Origin of the sequence: Paenibacillus sp. Dod16, assembly GCF_049893405.1 — a bacterium.
In the GTDB taxonomy this organism is placed as follows: domain Bacteria; phylum Bacillota; class Bacilli; order Paenibacillales; family Paenibacillaceae; genus Paenibacillus_AQ.
The window spans coordinates 1-17,871 of sequence record NZ_JBNDYG010000037.1; the positions used below are offsets into that span (position 1 = coordinate 1).

Here is a 17,871-nt window from a genome sequence, read left to right on the forward strand (position 1 = left end):
ACGAAGAGAGAGTATCCCGTAGTTCCGCCATTTACTCTTAGTAATAAGAGCCATTAGCTCAGTTGGTAGAGCACCTGACTTTTAATCAGGGTGTCGAAGGTTCGAGTCCTTCATGGCTCACCATCTTTACCAAGAGAGCATAAGACGGAATACATATTACATTGCGGACGTGGCTCAGCGGTAGAGCATCGCCTTGCCAAGGCGAGGGTCGCGGGTTCGATTCCCGTCGTCCGCTCCATTTTGCGCCCTTAGCTCAGCTGGATAGAGCGTTTGACTACGAATCAAAAGGTCGGGAGTTCGAATCTCTCAGGGCGTGCCATTTTTTAAACAATTACTTAACTCATTATGAAATTACATTGTGCCGGTGTGGCGGAATTGGCAGACGCGCGCGACTCAAAATCGTGAGGGAAACCGTGGGGGTTCGAGTCCCTTCACCGGCATTAAATAACGGGATGTAGCTCAGCTTGGTAGAGCACCTGGTTTGGGACCAGGGGGTCGCATGTTCAAATCGTGTCATCCCGATTCGATCGAAAGACTGCTTTCAGTGTAACTGAAGGCGGTCTTTCTTTGTTTTGGATTGAAAATGAGGCTGATGGCAAAAGCGGAACTGAATAATTTGGCAGCTTCCCGGTCACAATATGAAAAACATTGAATAGAAGGGGATAACCTTGAGTGTTTTTCATTTCTTTAAGAAGCTGTTCAGAAAACGCTGGAGACGCTGGAGACGCGCGATTTGGTCCTGTGCGATCCTATTGATCGCAGGTATCATGATATGGTCCGGCCAGAATATAAAGGATCAGATGAATAAGCTGCTCACTGCTGCATCCGACGATACGCCACTGGCCGTAGAAACGATGCATTACTTGCAGATTGAGGATGATAAGTTGGAAGAACGCCGGCAGGATCAGAGGGAATTCATGCAAAAGCTGAATACCTCGAAGGGAAAGAAGCATGTTCATGTTCGGATCACCTATGTATGTGGCATCGAAGAACAGGATTTGGGAAAGCTTACGGCGGATGGTATTTATGAACTGATGAATAAAAATCCTTTATGGCAGGGACGATTGGATAACAAGGGTGAAGTCTGGCTGGAGCAAACCGTATCCGACCTTTCACCCACCTGTAAGAGGCAAGCCTATATGAGCATTGATTCCAACGGAAACTTAACCTTGTTTGATGGACCACCGGAGGAAGAGAAAGTGATGCGGACCTTCTTTCAGCTGGATGTCGGTTCGATGGAGTCGTCTTTGCCTAGAGATGTGATTCAGCAGCTTGAGGAAGGTATTCGAATTCAAGATATGGAAGAGTATAACAGTGTTCTGTCAACCTTTAGCGACTATGCCCGGGATATGGCTGAAAATGTCATGAACCCGACCCCATAGAACCTCCCAGCCTTGTCGCTTGGTGACCGAAAATGCTGCTGCCCGGAAATTTACCGGGCAGTTTTTTGCGTTGCACAGGTATGTTAGCGGTCTCAATACAGAGGATACGTAACCGGTGCTTAAAGGATCAAAGTTTTTCCTCAACAGTGGTCGATCTTTTGTTATAATGAGAGAACGATACATATGTTCGCTTCATCAGAGGAGAGATTGGTTTGCGCATTTTAGGGATCGACCCCGGGATTGCGATTGTGGGTTTCGGGTTTGTAGATAAGGTTGGAAGTAAAGTCACGCCGGTACAGTATGGCTGTATCCAGACGGAAGCCCATACTCCGGATGAAGAGAGGCTGCACCACGTGTACGAGGGCATGGGGCAGCTTATTGATAAATATGAGCCTGAGGCCGTTGCTTTCGAGAAGTTATTTTTTAACCGGAATGTAACCACGGCGATGTCTGTATCACAGGCCAGAGGAGTGCTCATCCTGGCTGCGGTCCAGCGCGGGCTCCCGATTGCAGAATATACGCCGATGCAGGTGAAGCAGGCCATTGTCGGTTATGGAAAGGCCGAGAAGAAACAGGTGCAGGAGATGGTCAGGATGTTCCTGAAGCTGCAGAGCATTCCCAAACCTGACGATGTGGCGGATGCACTGGCTGTAGCGATCTGCCACGCTCATTCCTATACACTGAATTCCAAGTTAAATGAGGTATTGCGAAAATGATCGATTTTTTACGGGGACAGGTTGTCCATTTAGAGAGTGAATATATTGTATTGGATGTTCAAGGGGTAGGGTATCGGGTGTTCTGCCCGAATCCATATGCTTTTGCCAAAACCGAAGGAACTATTACGGTGTTTACCCATCATCATGTCCGTGAGGATGCCATCCTGCTGTTTGGATTTCCGACGCGGGAGGAACAGAAGCTGTTCCGTAAACTGATCGAAGTCTCGGGAATCGGCCCGCGTGTGGCGCTCGGCATATTGGGCGGGGGATCTCCGGACCATGTGGTTTCCGCGATCTACCAAGAGAATGTATCCTTCTTGATCAAGCTTCCGGGAATCGGTAAGAAAACAGCGCAGCGCATGATTCTGGATCTGAAGGACAAGCTCGAGGGATTCGGAAATGCGAGCATGATGACCGGTCTGTTTGCCATTCAGGAGCCTGAACCGGAAGCTGACGGCTCGGCGTGGTCTGAGGCACGTGAAGGACTGAAGGCTCTTGGTTATACGGATAGCGAGCTGGATAAGGTCTGGCTTAAGATTAAGGATTCTGCCGCAAGCGGTGAATCCGTTGACGTGCTGATGAAACGGGCACTGCAGCAGCTATACGCCGGCTAGAGGATCGCTGCAGGAGAGGAGTTTAATAGATGGATGATCGAATTATTTCCGCCAATCTGATGATGGACGAGCAGGCTGTCGAGCTTAGTCTTCGTCCACGTTATTTGGCTGAATATATAGGACAGAATCAAGTTAAGGAAAATCTCAAGGTATATATCGAAGCGGCAAAAATGCGTAACGAAGCGCTTGACCATGTGTTGTTGTACGGACCTCCAGGACTCGGAAAAACGACGCTGGCGAATATTATCGCCAACGAGCTTGGCGTTAATCTCCGTACGACTTCCGGTCCGGCCATTGAGCGTCCGGGAGATCTGGCTGCGCTTCTCACCAATCTGCAGGAAGGAGACGTCCTGTTTATTGATGAGATCCATCGCCTGCATCGGACGGTAGAGGAAGTGATGTATCCGGCGATGGAGGATTTTGCGCTGGATATTATGATCGGCAAAGGGCCAAGCGCACGCTCAGTTCGTCTAGATCTGCCACCGTTCACCTTAATTGGCGCCACCACCCGGGCTGGATTGCTCTCTGCGCCGCTAAGGGACCGTTTTGGCGTGGTAAGCCGTCTGGAATTCTATACGGTCGACGAGTTGAGTTACATTGTGTCGCGCAACGCCGATCTTTTGGAGATCGAGATATTAGGAGAGGCAGCGGAAGAGATTGCCCTGAGATCGCGCGGGACGCCACGCATAGCCAACCGACTCTTGAAAAGGGTGCGTGATTACGCCCAGGTTCGAGGAGATGGCATGATCACGCCTAGCATCGCTCAGGAAGCGTTGAAGATGCTGCAGATCGACCCGATGGGTCTGGACTTTATCGATCATAAAATGCTGAATGCCATGATCAAAAGCTTCCGCGGGGGACCAGTAGGTCTCGATACCATTGCGGCAACCATTGGAGAAGAAAGCCAAACCATTGAAGATGTATATGAACCGTATCTCCTACAGATCGGTTTCTTGCAGCGTACACCCCGGGGACGAGTTGTAACGCCCACAGCTTATCAACATTTAGGTATTCCCTTCCCTGAGGATCGTCGTTAGATTATAGAATCATTACATTCATACCAAATCCTAATAGCTACAGGAGGAAATACGTAAATGGATAGGAACTGGACGAAATCATTATTCGGTTGGACCACCAAAGGACTCTTGTCATTGGCTGTTGCCGGAACCTTATGGAGCGCGCCTGCGGTACATGCGGCCGCTCCTTCAATAGATACGATTCGTGTTGCGATGTTCCTGGATCTGGGAAGCCAGTATAAATCAATAACCAATGCCGTAACACTGAAATCCACTGAGGCTCTGACGGCATCGCTGCTTGCATCCGGTGCACAGCAGGCTTTGATAAACATCCCAGCAAACCAGCAGGTCCGAATGAGTGTGGATACATACCGCGTCAAGGTGCTTGAGACCACGGATTGGAAAACGGCTTCGGAAGCAGCAAAAAAACTGCAAGCGACGAATGACAAACCGTTGCTGTTTGCGGACGGCAATGTTTACAAACTATATGCAGGTATGTACGAAACAGAGAAAGCGGCCTTGGACGGGGCTGCGCGAACGGCAAAGACGGCGGCTGCTCATCTGAATGGTCAAACGCCTTCGGTTAAAGGCGGGCTGCATCTGTCAGCAGGATCGTACGGATCGGAGGCTGAAGCCGAGTCTGTGCGTAAGACGTATGCGGATGCCGGCATGGATGCGTTTAATGTAGTGGTGCCCAGCGGAGGTGCATCCGCTTATGAGGTGTGGGTCGGCGAGGCAGCCAACACAGCCGACCTTGCTGCAGTCAAACAGGAAGCTTCTAAACTATCCGGCTCCCTCGTTGAACAGAATGCGTCCGCTGCAGGTCTGATTATGAGACGAGATGTAAGTCTCAACCTGGCGACTCCTCAAGAGACACAGCATTATATGTTGTCGGGTGGTCAGTCCGTATTGCGGCTAGAAGGGACTTCAGGCGCCGGGACGAATGTGAAGGAACGATCGGATCGTTCGTATCGAGGCGTTTTGGAGATCGGACAAAAGAACGGTCAATTGTATCTTGTCAATGAGCTCCCGTTCCAGCAGTACCTGTATTCCGTCGTTGGAGCCGAGGTGCCGTCTACTTGGGGGGCTGAAGCACTGAAAGCACAGGCTGTGGCAGCCCGCAGCTATGCGCTCTTCCAAGGTAATAAGTTCGAAGTAGCTCATGTCGTGGACACAACGTTAAGCCAGGCTTATTACGGGACCGCCTATGAGTATCCGAGCATTATTCAAGCAGTGGATGCAACCGACGGCGAAGTTGTCATGAAGGACGGTAAAATTGTGGAAACGGTCTTTTCATCCAATAGCGGAGGAATGACGGCAGATTCCACCGAGGTGTGGGGTAACCGTAACGATCTGTTTGCCGCGGTGGAAAGCCCTGGAGACTCCTCGTCCCAGGCAGCGCTTAAATCTTGGTATCATGTACTTCTTCCGAGTGGCGTTACAGGTTATGTACGTGAGGACAATGTGAAGGAAACCGGAAACAAAACATCGGCAGGACTCCTGTATATGACGGTTACCGCCAAGGATACGAACGTGCGTCCACTCCCATTGATCCAATCGAACGTTGAGCCTGTAGGCAAGATGAATCCGGGCGAAACGGCTGTCGTCCTAGAGAAAGTGGCGGAATCCAACAGCTATGACTGGGTTCGCGGTCCCTATACTTCGGATCAATTGCTTGCCTCTCTAAAAGGAAAAACCTCCAATAGCCTGCCTGCTTCCATTACTTCGCTGGATGTAACGGAGCGAGGCCCGTCTGGACGTGCCCTTGCGGTTAAAGCCAACGGTCAAGTGCTGGACGTGAAATATCCCGATATGTTCCGCTCGGCTTTTAACGGTTTGCCAAGCACATTGTTTGATATTGAATCAACCGGAAGTTATACTGTATTGAGCGCGAATGGTGCGGTATCAACGGTTTCAAGCGGCCAATCGGTGTCCGTCATCTCAGGGAGCGGCAACGGAAATGTCAAAGGTTCCGGCACCGTTGTGATGAATGGAACGGGGAAAGCGCGCGTGATTGAAAGCTCTCCCGGCTTTAAATTTACCGGCAAAGGCTTTGGTCATGGCCTGGGCATGTCTCAATGGGGTGCCAAGGGAATGGCAGACGAAGGGTATGATTACAAGCAGATACTCCAACACTATTACCGCAACACGACTATTACGAAGGACTGACCGACATGAATGTGGATTTGTATGATTTTGAATTACCCGAACATTTAATTGCGCAGACACCGCTGCTGGATCGAAGTTCCTCCAGGCTCCTCACGCTGGATAAACAGAGCGGAGATATACGCCATCAAACGTTTGCGGACATCATAGACTACCTGAATCCGGGAGATACGCTTGTATTAAACGATACCAAGGTAATCCCGGCCCGATTATTCGGTGCAAAGGAAGACACCGGTGCGAAGGCAGAGGTCCTTCTGCTGAAGAATATGGGGCAAGACCGGTGGGAAGCACTTGTAAAACCTGGCAAGAAGCTGAAAAAGGGAAACGTCATCTCCTTTGGCGACGGAAAATTAAAAGCGGTCATCGAGGAAGAAGGAGAGATGGGTGCCCGCACCTTATCCTTCTCGTATAAGGGGATTTTCCAAGAAATCCTCGATGAACTGGGGCAAATGCCGCTCCCGCCATATATTAAGGAAAAGCTGGATGACCGCGATCGTTATCAGACCGTATATGCGAAGCATGAGGGATCCGCAGCTGCACCGACGGCTGGCCTGCACTTCACGGAGGCTCTCCTGGAACAGATCCAGGCCAAGGGAGTGGACATCGCCTTCATCACCCTGCATGTCGGACTGGGGACATTTCGTCCGATGTCCGTGGATCAGGTTGAGGATCATGTCATGCATGAAGAGTACTATTCCCTCTCCCAGGAAACCGCTGAGCTGCTGAATGAGACGAAGCGGCGCGGCGGCCGGGTTATCGCTGTAGGAACCACTTCCTGCAGAACGCTGGAGACGGTTGGATCGGAGCGAAACGGCGAGCCTCTGCGAGAAAGCAGCGGCTGGACGAGCATTTTCATATATCCCGGTTATGCTTTTACCGTCGTGGATGCACTGATCACGAATTTTCATCTGCCGAAATCCACGCTGGTTATGCTGGTTAGTGCGCTGGCCGGTCGCGAACACATTATGAAAGCGTACAAGGAGGCTGTTGAGAAGGAATACCGGTTCTTCAGCTTTGGCGACGCGATGTTTATCTATTAATTCGGAGGTTGGTTATCACCATGGCAGCAGCTGTTACTTATGAACATATTAAAACGTGCAAACAATCAGGTGCCAGGCTCGGCAGAGTGCACACCCCGCACGGCGTGATCGATACGCCGACATTCATGCCTGTCGGAACATTGGCAACCGTAAAAACCATGAGCCCGGAAGAGTTAAAAGCCATGGATGCCCATATTATTTTGAGCAACACCTATCACCTCTTCCTGCGTCCTGGACATGATATTGTGAAAGAAGCGGGCGGACTGCACAAATTCATGAACTGGGACCGTCCGATCCTGACCGATAGCGGCGGCTTCCAGGTATTCAGCTTGGCAGAAATGAGAAAAATATCGGAAGAAGGCGTACATTTCCGTTCCCACTTGAACGGAGATAAACTGTTTATCTCCCCGGAAGTTGCGATGGAGATTCAGAACGCGCTCGGATCTGATATTATGATGGCTTTTGATGAATGCCCGCCTTATCCTGCAGAGTATGAGTACGTTAAACAATCCACCGAGCGGACCTCTCGCTGGGCTGAACGCTGCCTGAAGAGTCATGCCAGACCGGAAGACCAAGCCCTATTCGCCATCGTTCAGGGAGGCATGCATGAGGATCTGCGCCGTCAGAGCGCCCGTGATTTGACTTCCATGGATTTCCCGGGTTATGCTATTGGTGGACTTAGTGTGGGAGAATCGAAGCAGCTTATGTATGAAGTGCTGGATTACACGGTGCCCCTGCTGCCGAACAATAAGCCTCGCTATTTGATGGGAGTCGGATCACCCGATGCGTTGATTGAGGGCTCGATTCGTGGTGTGGATATGTTCGATTGCGTGCTTCCGACGCGGATCGCTCGCAACGGGACAACGATGACAAGTCAAGGCCGTCTTGTCGTTCGAAATGCTCAATATGCCAGGGATTACGGACCGCTGGATCCGGAATGCGACTGCTACACTTGCCGTAACTACTCGCGTGCTTATCTGCGCCACCTGATCAAGAGTGATGAAACGTTTGGACTAAGATTGACAACGTATCATAACCTGCATTTCTTGATTAATTTGATGCGTAATGTGCGTCAGAGTATTATGGAAGATCGTCTGCTTGACTTCCGCGATGAGTTTTTTGATAAGTACGGCCTACATGATAATGAAAAAGGGTTCTAAAGCAAGCTCATGGCCATCATGATAAGTTTGTGAAAGGGGGGAAAGAAATGTTTGGAACTTCATTTGATCTCGCAGCAGGACAGACCCAAGGCGGCGGAGGCATTTTGGGATTGATTTTGCCGTTCGTGCTGATGTTTGTCATCTTTTATTTTCTGCTTATTCGTCCACAGCAGAAGAAACAGAAGACCAGAAACGCCATGCTTAGCGCCTTGTCCAAGGGCGACAAAGTGGTAACGATCGGAGGTCTTCACGGCACGATTGTGGAGATTACCGACGACATTGTGGTCTTGAAAGTGAACGATGTAACGAAGTTAACGTTCGACCGCAACTCGATAAGCCATAGTGTGAATGCGGATGCATAATGACGTATCACATACATATGGAATGTAATCGTTAAAACAAAGGCCGACTCCCTCATGGGAGCCGGCTTTGTTTTTTATATGAGCGTGAAGAATGGGAAACAGAAGTCCTTAAGTAATGGAGAGCATTTGAGCCAGCGTTATTTTTTCAAATTGACCCCGAACATCCCCCCGATGGCGCCGCCAGCAAATACCGTAGCAATCAGCGTCAAATCTCCGAGAGATAAGGAGCTATCCAAAGCAAGAAAACCAATGACGAGCAGTGTAACGCCGTATACCAGCCCTGTCAGACAGCCGTAATACCAACCTTTGTTTCCTGCGCGCTTGCCGCTCACACAACCTCCGATAAAGGCGGAGACGGCATGTACAAGAAACGTGTAGAACGATAAATCATCTTCGGCCAGCCCGCTGCCCCATAGAAGCAGGGATAACGCCAACGCGCCAAGAAACATCCAGAAAAAAGAATACAATAGTCCTGAAAGAATCGGATTGGTGATCCTGAAAGTGAAGACTCGCCGGATCGGTTCCATGAATCATCCCCCTTAACAAATCTTGATCATTAAATTGTATGGCCAAGCCTGTACATATAGTACAAACTGAATATTTTGCTGCCGGTTTAACATGATTTCCATTAATTAATCTGTTGTAATCGAATGGGAACAGCAGTAGCAGGCCAGAATAGCTGTACATGAGAATGTCAGGCAAGCTAGGAGGGATTGATTATGTCTCATATGACTATTCTGATTCTGCGGACCATTCTGATGTATGTGGTCATCTTTGTCACCATGAGAATCATGGGCAAACGGGAAATTGGAAAGCTATCCATCTTCGATTTGGTCATATCCATCATGATTGCAGAGATCGCCGTTTTTGTTCTTGAAGATACTAAAAAACCGATATGGGAGGGACTTGCTCCTATCGCCGTTTTGGTTGCCATTCAGGTAGGACTTGCTTATATCGGCTTAAAAAATCGAAATATACGGCTATTTGCTGACGGAAAGCCGAGCGTGTTGGTGTCCCGGGGCAGACTCCATCGCAAAGAGATGGCAAGGCTTCGCTATAATTTGGATGATCTGATGCAGCAGTTGAGAGGCAAAGACATTGACAGCCTCGCGGACGTCGAATTTGCGATACTCGAAACATCCGGCCAGCTTACCGTGATTCCGAAAGATACGGGCAGCAGCTCCGACAGCAGTTCGAATAGCTCTTCAAGTTCATCCAACACCTCAGGCGCCACCAACTCTTCATCCACTTCAAATCAATTCGAAAAAGAAAACCCTACAGTCGTAGATATTCCTTACGATAAAATTACGTATGAAGGACTGCCCATACCGCTTATATTGGATGGAAAGGTGCAGGACGAGAACCTTGAATTAATCCAAAAAACGCGGTTCTGGCTAAAGAACGAGATCCAGAATTTCGGTGCTAAGGATTTTAAGGATATTTTTCTATGCTCCATTGACCATAAAGGCCGGATTTACATTGACCGTAAAGACAGGATCTAACGACGGCTGAATTTATTGAACCAGGTGCCGACGACAGGCACACGTTCCAAATCTCGCGGTGTTACCAGCTTGGTCATAAAGATCATGATGAAATAGACCAGAATACCAGCTGCGATGGAAGCCCAAAATTGCAGCCATGGCGCGGTCGAAAACGGAAGATGTTTGTACCCATAGAGGACACAGGCACCCATAATGATCATAACCGCCCCGATTTTGACATAATCCAGCAGACGGAATCGAAAGCCGATCAGCCTCGATAGGCTGAAACCGTGGAGTAATGTAACGGCAATGCTGTTTACGATAATGGCAATGACGGCTCCTTTTATGCCAAAGGCGGGATTGGATGCCAAATACACAATGAGGCTCATTTTGATGATCGCCCCGAATAACGTATTCAGTAATGCCCGGCCTGGACGGTCCAGTGCTTGCAAGGCAGCTTGAAGCGGGGACTGCACATACAGGAACAAGGCAAACGGCGCCATGATTTTGAGCATATCGCTAATCTCCGCGTTGTTGTACAGGAGTAGGCATAATGGCTCAGCCAGGACAAACATAATGATGGCGAACGGAGCTCCGGAGACAAGCGCTAGCCGAAGGGATTGATTCATACGTTTATGGATCGTAGACCGGTCATTACGGGCGGCTGCTTCCGAGAGTGAAGGTACCAGAGAGATGGCCAGGGAAACCGTCAGTGCACCGGGCAGCAGCAGGAGCGGGATGATCATCCCTTGCAGTGCACCGTACTGAGCTGTGGCTACGGACGTCGCTATACCTGCCATGGCCAGGCTGCGATTAGTCAGAATCGTCTCCAGCAGGTAGGAAAAGGACCCTACCATCTTGCCCCCTGTAACAGGCAATGCAATACCGAGTAAACGTTTCAGAATGCCTTGATTCGACGGGGAGTCTTCTTCTGCTTTTTTTTCCGATACTGCTTCTTGGGGCTTGGGTAAAAGTTTACTCGTTCGTCGTCCCTCGCCGGAGTATTGCAGCAGCAGCGCGATCATGCCAATCAATTCTCCTACGGCTGTTCCGAGCATGGCACCCGCTGCCCCATAAGCAATGCCTTTGGGCATCAAGAGATGTGCAAACCACAGCATGCAAATAATGCGGACAATGGTCTCGATCACGGAGGAGCTTGCGGAGGGAATCATGTTCTGCTTGCCCTGGAAATATCCGCGGTAGACTGACGATACAGCAATGATGATCATCATGGGCGTCATACTGATAAAGGTCTGGTATACACGCTCGTCCGGCAAAAGCACGCCGGTTACCCAAGGGGCAAGGAGCAGACTGAGTCCCATAAAGAGAGTGCCTGCTGTAAGCGTCAGCATTAGACTGACATGCAGAATTTTTTGGGAAGCATCCCGCTTCCCGGCGCCTTCCGCTTCGGCAACCATTTTGGCAATGGCCAGCGGAATTCCGCCGGTAATGATGGTCACGAGCACGATAAAGAAGGGGTAGCCCAGTTGGTAAATTCCGACACCCTCGGGTCCGATGATCCGGGGGAGGGCGATCCGGGGGATAAAACCGAGTAGGCGGTTTAATATGCCGGCTGCAAGTAAAATCAGCGTTCCTTTAATAAATGATTGCTTGTTCACTGTCCATCCCACTCCCTGGTTAAGACTGAATACGATGACACGACATGGCTATTCTTATGGATATGCCCTACCTGTCCCATCTGATGACTTTACTTTTTTTTCAGGACATGGTAGGAATAGAAGGAAAGCAATGTATCATGTCGAATGTAACTTAGGGACAACAGGGAGTCAGTGAGGAGGCCATATGCATGGAACTCGAGCAAATGAGCGAGGAAGAATTGATGAGCACCATTGAAATGGTATGCTTGAGCAAGGTTGAGGAAATGCATTTGATTGGGTACGAGTATGTGACTAGCGACGATATATGGAACTGTGTCAGCAGCAAGTATGAAAAGGAAGGCGTTCCCTCCCTCCATAAACTGGTCAATGACATTCTGTCCTTGAAGGCGACAGCGTTAATGAACTATATGACAATATCAGCATATAAGGGATCTTCTTTCGATTAATCGAAGAGGTCCCTTTTGCCTTGCGGATATAAGGGTTCATTTCATAAGCCCGACAAATTTTGATAAATTGACTGGGTTTTATGACATCGCTATAATAGGAATATTGAGTAAAAAGGGGGAACAAAGGACGGCATGAAGAGAATTATCAGTTTCGTCGGAACCGTACTCGTGATCACTGTATTAATGGCCGTTACAACTCCGGGCTTGCTGAAAGACGTCCGTCTAGGTTTGGATCTTAAGGGTGGATTCGAAATCCTATATGAAGCGGAGCCTTTGATGGAAGGGCAGCAAGTCACAAAAGAAGCACTGCAGGAAACCGCAAAGAGTTTGCAAAAGCGTGCGGATGCAATGGGAACATCAGAGCCTGAGGTTACGCCGGAAGGGACGAACCGGATCCGCTTAAAGGTGGCAGGCGTAACGGATGAGGCTGAAGTTCGAAAAACAATGAAAGAACCTGCAAACCTCACATTCCGAAGCAATGACGGCTGTAAAGAAGGCGAGGAGTTCTGTAAAATTGAGCTCCGCGGCGACGATTTCGTCGAGAACGGCGCATCGGTTGCCTATGATCAGCTTAATCAGCCTATGATAGATATTAAAGTGAAGGACAAGGGGAAGTTTGCTGAAATTACAGAACGTCTTCTCGGTCAAGAGCTGGCTATCTTCATGGACGACCAACTGCTGTCAGCTCCGACGGTGCGAGCCGTATTAACGGACGGTACCGCACAAATTACGGGGAATTATTCGCTGGATGAAGCAAAGCAGATCCGGGATACGATTAATCTCGGCGCCCTGCCGCTGAAACTGGTCGAGAAATACTCTCAGAGCGTAGGGGCTACGCTTGGCATGCAATCTCTTACAAAGACTTTACAAGCCGGTCTGATCGCTTCTGTTGCGATCCTGCTGTTCATGATTATCAGATATCGTGTACCGGGCTTGCTGGCAAGCTTTGCACTTATTTTGCATACATGGCTTCTGATCCTTGTTTTCGTATGGGCTGACTTTACGCTGACGCTCCCAGGTATTGCGGCATTTATATTAGGTATTGGTATGGCGGTTGATGCCAATATCATCACCTATGAGCGCATTCGGGAAGAGATCAGAACTGGCAAGAGTGTTCCATCCGCGGTCAAAGCAGGCGGTAAGTCATCCCTGCGAGCTATTATGGACTCCAACTTGACGACGATACTCGTTGCCGCTGTCATGTTCGGATTTGGTACCGGCGCGGTCAAAGGTTTTGCGCTTGTATTGATTCTGGAGATCATCGTGAGTATTGCCACGAATGTTTATTTCTCCCGTTTCTTGCTCAATCTGCTTGTGAATATTGGTTGGGCCCGCAAACCGAGCCATTATGGCGTAAAGGAGCGTGACATTCGTGAGCTTTAAGAACTTTGATTTCGTAGGCAAAAGCAGGTTTTTCTATATACTGTCCATTGCAATTACGATTCTGGGCTTGGTATTCCTCTTGACTCGTGGTCTTAACTACGGCGTTGATTTCCAATCCGGTTCGAACGTGGACATTTCCCTCTCCAAAACGCTGACTACGGAGCAGATTGATACCGTGTTAGAAGAGGCGGGAATCGGTGAAGATGCGAGCATTACACCTGGTAATGACCGCGTGAATATCCGATTCAGGGAGGTTCTGACCGAGGATCAGGATATGAAGATGCGTACCGGCATTGAGAAGCTGGATGAAAAGGCTACTTTCGAGGTCAACACGGTGGACCCCGAGATGGCAAAAGAGCTGGGCCGAAACGCAATTTATGCCGTATTGATCTCCTGTATCGGAATTATCATCTATGTCAGCATCCGCTTTGAATGGCGCTTTGCGATAGCAGCGATCGTAGCCCTTCTGCATGATGCATTCGTGGTTATCAGTATTTTCTCTATCCTCGGTCTTGAGGTAGACCTGACATTCATTATTGCTGTTCTGACGATTATAGGTTACTCAATTAACGATACGATCGTCATCTTTGACCGGATCAGGGAAAATCTAAGGTTTGCCAAGATCAAGCGGTACTCGGATCTTAAGGATCTGGTAAACAAAAGCTTATCTCAGACACTCGGCCGTTCGATATATACGGCACTGTCCGTGTTTATTGCAGCGTTCTTCATACTTCTGCTTGGCGGTGAGTCGATTCAGATGTTCTCGCTGGCGATTTGTATCGGTTTGTTATTCGGCGCGTACTCTTCGATCTTTATCGCGAGTCCGTTGTGGCTCCTCCTTAAAGGGCGCAATGTCAGCAATAAACCAAATTCGCCTAAGCCAAGCAAAGATAAGATTGAAATTTAATTCAGCCGCTGTTGGTGTAGCAGTCTAGATAGCAGAGGATCCTATACAAGTGGAAAGCCGCGTCGCTGGCGACGCGGCTTTCTAAAGTTAACAGCGTGATAAGCACAGGATCAATAGTGACATTGAGGGGGGCCTCAAGTGAGCAATGAACGTTTGAATCATACGGAGACTGTCCTTTGGACAGGCATTGTAGCGGATTTTGCATTGGCCTTGTGCAAAGGGATCGCCGGTTACTTATCCGGCAGTAAGGCTCTAATCGGAGATGCTCTGCATTCTGCCGCGAACGCCGTAACTTTACTGGTGGACCGTTTGCCAAGCCTCGGTATATTCGGCAATAAAAACTTAATTCGGGACAAACGGAACGTTTCGGGCACAACGGAGCCGGTGATCTCGATCCTATTTGCCGTTTTATTGATCATGGGTGGTATTCAAATTGCGGTATCCGCGATCCAAACCATGGCATCAGGCGACCTGGAGCCGCCGACCGAATCGGCATTGCTTGCAGTTTTTATATCACTCGCGGTGAATGAAGCCGTGTTTCAGTACCAATCCCGGCAGATAAAAAGAAACAATGACCCCAGGTACGAGGTGCTGTCCGCTGATCATCGATTTACCTTGTACTCTTCGCTAACGGTATTGATCGGCGTGTCACTAGCGATGGGCGGCTCCTACTTCGATTGGACACCCCTGCTCTATATGGATTCGGTTGCGGCTCTGATTGTGGCTTGTCTCGTGGTCCGCAAGGGGTATATATTAATCGTTCATTCCGTTTATGGTACCCTCGTGGAAGAGAAGCGGCATGAGCACGAAGCCGAATTCATGGATACGATTCAGCGGGTACATGGCGTGATCACGATCGAGGAACTGAAGGTTCAGGAATACGGGCAGATCCGTCATGTGAATATTGAAGTGAAAGTTACCGTGAATCCCCGGACGTCCGTGTTGGAGGCTCAAGAAATTGCCGAGCGCATCCGGAAGCTGTTAACTCATCGTTTTATTCAGGTTACGGATGCCAAAGTTCACGTTGTACCCTATGAACCGGGTTATCCGTATAAATCGAACTTTGACTTGATGGACAACGATATGCCGACACTGCCGCAGTAGCGTCTGGAGCTAACAGGTATAAGACAGCAGGAAAAAGGCAGGAAAAGGAAGGTGAGTCCCTGTGCTGTATTCCAAATATGAATGGAGAATACGCTCGGCAGAGTCATCGATCACCGATAGGCTGGCCCAGGATCTGTCGTTGCCACCGATGGTGGCTTCGCTTATGGCGTCACGAGGGATACATTCAGCCGAGGATGGACGGAGATTTCTATATGGAACGTTTGAGCTGACGCATGACCCTTATCTCATGCAAGGGATGCAGGAGGCTGTACCGCGTATTCGTAAAGCGCTGGAGGATCGGGAGCATATTCTAATTTACGGCGATTATGATGCAGACGGTGTTTCCAGCACGTCATTGATGATTCATCTGATGCGTTACTTGGGCGCATCTTATGATATTTATATACCTCACCGATCCAATGAAGGTTATGGCTTACATAATCACGCGCTGGATTGGGCTCATCAGCAAGGGGTCAGTCTGGTCATTACCGTTGATACCGGGATAAGCGCAGTGGAGCAAATTGCGTATGCCAACAGCCTTGGCATCGACGTAATTGTCACGGACCATCATGAGCCGCCTGAGGTGCTGCCAGAAGCTTATGCGCTGATCAACCCGAAAATCCCTACATGTCCCTATCCCTTTAAGGGGCTGGCGGGCGTAGGCGTGGCTTACAAGCTGGCACAGGCTCTCGTTGGAGAACCGCCGGAGGAATGGCTTCAGATTGTATCTATCGGAACCATTGCTGACTTGATGCCGCTCACGGGGGAGAATCGGGTGCTTGTGAAGCACGGGATCGAATCGATGCGGAGTACGAAGTATGAAGGCATCCGCTGCTTGCTTGAGGTATCGGGAATTCATGTGGAGCAAGTGACAGCCGTTAATGTTGCATTCTCCATGGCACCACGGATTAATGCCAGTGGCCGTCTGGATCATGCAGGCCGTGCCGTTACGCTGCTTACAACAGAACACCGGGAAGAAGCGGAGCGGCTTGCCTGGGAATTGGATGGGCTGAACAAGGAGCGGCAGCAAGTGGTCGAAAACATCGTCCAGGAAGCGCTGGGCATGGTTCAAAACCGCTGGAGAGGACAGGAGGTTCCTCCTGTAATCGTGTTGGCGGGTGAAGGCTGGAACGTTGGCGTAGTTGGCATCGTGGCCTCCAAAATACTGGAGCGATTCTACAGGCCTGTTGTTATTCTCGGGATTGATCCCGAGACGAGGAACTGTAAAGGTTCCGCCCGATCGATTCCGGGATTCGATATTTATGCGGCTCTGCATTCCTGCAAGGACGTCATGGACCACTTTGGGGGGCATCCATCCGCAGCGGGCATGAGCCTCCATCGGGACCGTTTGGAGGAATTTGAACAGGGACTTCATCGATATGCGGAAGAAGCGCTCGAAGAAGAGCATCTAATTGCAATCTGTGAAGCGGACCTGGAGGCTAGCTTGTCGGAGGTATCGGTGCCTGTTATTGAACAAATTGAACAATTAGGCCCGTTTGGCATGGCCAATGCTGTGCCGAAGATTGTCTTTCGGGATGTTGTCATCAAGGACGTCCGCAAAATCGGCAAAGAGGGGAAACATCTGAAGCTTCGTTTGCAGCAAAAGCGGGAGGTTATCGATGCAATCTCATTCGGCTGGGGACATCTAGCCGATATTTTGCCGGTGGGATCGGTTGTGGATGTGCTTGGCGAGCTTTCCGTGAATGAATGGAACGGGAGCCGTAAAGTACAGCTCATGATTCAGGATATCTGCGCCCCTTATCAACAGGTGTTTGACTACCGCGGGATCAAGGAGCCGATACAGGAAATTCAGAGGTGGAGAGCGGAGCTGGAGCCGCATCTGCGCTGCCCGGCAGTCCGTTCCGCAGTGGTGTACGCAAAAGATTCACATCCGGAAATAAAAAGTCAATTGTATGATATGTGCCTTTGGGTATATGATAGGAATGCTGGCATCATGCCGGATAATGATATTGCTGAGAACAGTCAAGAAGATATTTCCGTTTTGTTCGTACTGGATGTACCGGAGACGGCTGAACAATTGGATGCATTCATGTCAGCCTTCCATTCCGTTCCTAATATATTCATGCTGCATCCGACCCGGAACCTGCGCGAACGACTGCAAATTCCGGACCGCGAACAGTTTAAAAAGCTGTACGTTTCACTTGCCGGAATGACGTCTGCTCCCGTGTTGGAGAATGAGGTTGTAGCACGTCTGCAGAAGCAGACGTCCTTGTCCGAACGCATGCTGCTCAAAGTACTGGATGTGTTTGAGGAATTGGCGTTCATCCAGCGTGTTCAGGGACAGATTACCTTTATACCGAAGCCGGAGAAAAAACCGCTGGACGCTTCCCGTCACTTCCGTGAATTAAGCGATTTGGCAGAGATGGAGCAGCATCTGCTGCATGCCGGTACGGAACAATTAACCCAATGGATGATGTCCCGCACAAAAGGCGTATCTTAACCGCAACTATACAG

General features: G+C 49.6%; 16 protein-coding genes and 5 tRNA genes. 19 read left to right on the plus strand and 2 right to left on the minus strand.

Annotated features, from left to right (window positions below; genetic code table 11):
* The first annotated feature begins 47 nt into the window (after positions 1–47).
* The 13 genes from ACPV3A_RS24825 (at position 48) to yajC (ending at position 8,456) form a co-directional block, all read left to right on the plus strand.
* Positions 48–123: transfer RNA gene (locus ACPV3A_RS24825), tRNA-Lys, on the plus strand.
* Between the two features lie 40 nt (positions 124–163).
* Positions 164–238 (plus strand) — tRNA-Gly (locus ACPV3A_RS24830).
* Between the two features lie 4 nt (positions 239–242).
* Positions 243–319: transfer RNA gene (locus ACPV3A_RS24835), tRNA-Arg, on the plus strand.
* A gap of 41 nt (positions 320–360) precedes the next feature.
* Positions 361–440: transfer RNA gene (locus tag ACPV3A_RS24840), tRNA-Leu, on the plus strand.
* Between the two features lie 8 nt (positions 441–448).
* Positions 449–522: transfer RNA gene (locus ACPV3A_RS24845), tRNA-Pro, on the plus strand.
* Between the two features lie 146 nt (positions 523–668).
* Positions 669–1,382 carry a BofC C-terminal domain-containing protein gene (locus ACPV3A_RS24850; protein ID WP_426201882.1) on the plus strand — a complete coding sequence of 238 codons (714 nt, stop codon included), beginning with the start codon at positions 669–671 and terminating at the stop codon, positions 1,380–1,382.
* Between the two features lie 212 nt (positions 1,383–1,594).
* Entirely contained in the window at positions 1,595–2,098 is a 504-nt protein-coding gene (gene ruvC / locus ACPV3A_RS24855) for a crossover junction endodeoxyribonuclease RuvC (RefSeq protein ID WP_071222746.1), read from the plus strand.
* Positions 2,095–2,712: a Holliday junction branch migration protein RuvA gene (ruvA, locus tag ACPV3A_RS24860; protein WP_127594677.1), complete on the plus strand. Its 618-nt coding sequence runs from the start codon at positions 2,095–2,097 to the stop codon at positions 2,710–2,712. The genes ruvC and ruvA overlap by 4 nt, the downstream gene beginning before the upstream one ends.
* A 29-nt stretch (positions 2,713–2,741) precedes the next feature.
* Complete coding sequence (ruvB, locus tag ACPV3A_RS24865) at positions 2,742–3,749, plus strand: Holliday junction branch migration DNA helicase RuvB (protein WP_076320428.1); 1,008 nt, start codon at positions 2,742–2,744, stop codon at positions 3,747–3,749.
* Positions 3,750–3,806: 57 nt separating this feature from the next.
* Positions 3,807–5,897, plus strand: a complete 2,091-nt coding sequence (locus tag ACPV3A_RS24870; RefSeq protein WP_426201885.1) for a SpoIID/LytB domain-containing protein — start codon at positions 3,807–3,809, stop codon at positions 5,895–5,897.
* Between the two features lie 5 nt (positions 5,898–5,902).
* Positions 5,903–6,934, plus strand: a complete 1,032-nt coding sequence (queA, locus tag ACPV3A_RS24875) for a tRNA preQ1(34) S-adenosylmethionine ribosyltransferase-isomerase QueA (RefSeq protein ID WP_071222750.1) — start codon at positions 5,903–5,905, stop codon at positions 6,932–6,934.
* Positions 6,935–6,954: 20 nt separating this feature from the next.
* A complete protein-coding gene (tgt, locus tag ACPV3A_RS24880; protein ID WP_071222751.1) occupies positions 6,955–8,094 on the plus strand; it encodes a tRNA guanosine(34) transglycosylase Tgt in 1,140 nt (379 codons plus the stop codon).
* Between the two features lie 47 nt (positions 8,095–8,141).
* Positions 8,142–8,456, plus strand: a complete 315-nt coding sequence (gene yajC / locus ACPV3A_RS24885) for a preprotein translocase subunit YajC (protein ID WP_071222752.1) — start codon at positions 8,142–8,144, stop codon at positions 8,454–8,456.
* Positions 8,457–8,593: 137 nt separating this feature from the next.
* On the opposite strand, the gene ACPV3A_RS24890 is transcribed toward yajC, so the two are convergent.
* Positions 8,594–8,983 carry a TIGR04086 family membrane protein gene (locus ACPV3A_RS24890; protein WP_220686138.1) on the minus strand — a complete coding sequence of 130 codons (390 nt, stop codon included), beginning with the start codon at positions 8,981–8,983 and terminating at the stop codon, positions 8,594–8,596.
* Positions 8,984–9,175: 192 nt separating this feature from the next.
* On the opposite strand from ACPV3A_RS24890, the gene ACPV3A_RS24895 reads away from it, so the two are divergent.
* A complete protein-coding gene (locus ACPV3A_RS24895; protein WP_426201888.1) occupies positions 9,176–9,958 on the plus strand; it encodes a YetF domain-containing protein in 783 nt (260 codons plus the stop codon).
* Here ACPV3A_RS24895 and spoVB read toward each other — a convergent pair.
* Complete coding sequence (gene spoVB, locus ACPV3A_RS24900) at positions 9,955–11,556, minus strand: stage V sporulation protein B (RefSeq protein ID WP_194541499.1); 1,602 nt, start codon at positions 11,554–11,556, stop codon at positions 9,955–9,957. The two genes, ACPV3A_RS24895 and spoVB, sit on opposite strands and share 4 nt — an antisense overlap.
* Before the next feature lie 188 nt (positions 11,557–11,744).
* Between spoVB and ACPV3A_RS24905 the strand changes: the two genes are divergently transcribed.
* The 5 genes from ACPV3A_RS24905 (at position 11,745) to recJ (ending at position 17,857) form a co-directional block, all read left to right on the plus strand.
* Positions 11,745–12,002: a post-transcriptional regulator gene (locus ACPV3A_RS24905; RefSeq protein ID WP_006208841.1), complete on the plus strand. Its 258-nt coding sequence runs from the start codon at positions 11,745–11,747 to the stop codon at positions 12,000–12,002.
* Positions 12,003–12,134: 132 nt separating this feature from the next.
* Entirely contained in the window at positions 12,135–13,385 is a 1,251-nt protein-coding gene (secD, locus tag ACPV3A_RS24910) for a protein translocase subunit SecD (RefSeq protein ID WP_194541500.1), read from the plus strand.
* Positions 13,375–14,292, plus strand: a complete 918-nt coding sequence (secF, locus tag ACPV3A_RS24915) for a protein translocase subunit SecF (RefSeq protein ID WP_074961950.1) — start codon at positions 13,375–13,377, stop codon at positions 14,290–14,292. The genes secD and secF overlap by 11 nt, the downstream gene beginning before the upstream one ends.
* Before the next feature lie 138 nt (positions 14,293–14,430).
* Positions 14,431–15,396 (plus strand): cation diffusion facilitator family transporter, encoded by a 966-nt coding sequence (locus ACPV3A_RS24920; protein WP_194541501.1) that lies wholly within the window; start codon positions 14,431–14,433, stop codon positions 15,394–15,396.
* A 61-nt stretch (positions 15,397–15,457) separates the two neighbouring features.
* Positions 15,458–17,857, plus strand: a complete 2,400-nt coding sequence (gene recJ / locus ACPV3A_RS24925; RefSeq protein ID WP_426201892.1) for a single-stranded-DNA-specific exonuclease RecJ — start codon at positions 15,458–15,460, stop codon at positions 17,855–17,857.
* Positions 17,858–17,871 lie beyond the last annotated feature (14 nt).

What these genes read in the sequence shown, in the direction of transcription:
- ruvA (WP_127594677.1), top strand. Translation starts at nt 2,095, where the DNA reads ATGATCGATTTTTTACGGGGACAGGTTGTCCATTTAGAGAGTGAATAT.
- ruvB (WP_076320428.1), top strand. Translation starts at nt 2,742, where the DNA reads ATGGATGATCGAATTATTTCCGCCAATCTGATGATGGACGAGCAGGCT.
- ACPV3A_RS24870 (WP_426201885.1), top strand. Translation starts at nt 3,807, where the DNA reads ATGGATAGGAACTGGACGAAATCATTATTCGGTTGGACCACCAAAGGA.
- queA (WP_071222750.1), top strand. Translation starts at nt 5,903, where the DNA reads ATGAATGTGGATTTGTATGATTTTGAATTACCCGAACATTTAATTGCG.
- tgt (WP_071222751.1), top strand. Translation starts at nt 6,955, where the DNA reads ATGGCAGCAGCTGTTACTTATGAACATATTAAAACGTGCAAACAATCA.
- yajC (WP_071222752.1), top strand. Translation starts at nt 8,142, where the DNA reads ATGTTTGGAACTTCATTTGATCTCGCAGCAGGACAGACCCAAGGCGGC.
- ACPV3A_RS24890 (WP_220686138.1), bottom strand. Translation starts at nt 8,983, where the DNA reads ATGGAACCGATCCGGCGAGTCTTCACTTTCAGGATCACCAATCCGATT.
- ACPV3A_RS24895 (WP_426201888.1), top strand. Translation starts at nt 9,176, where the DNA reads ATGTCTCATATGACTATTCTGATTCTGCGGACCATTCTGATGTATGTG.
- ACPV3A_RS24905 (WP_006208841.1), top strand. Translation starts at nt 11,745, where the DNA reads ATGGAACTCGAGCAAATGAGCGAGGAAGAATTGATGAGCACCATTGAA.
- secD (WP_194541500.1), top strand. Translation starts at nt 12,135, where the DNA reads ATGAAGAGAATTATCAGTTTCGTCGGAACCGTACTCGTGATCACTGTA.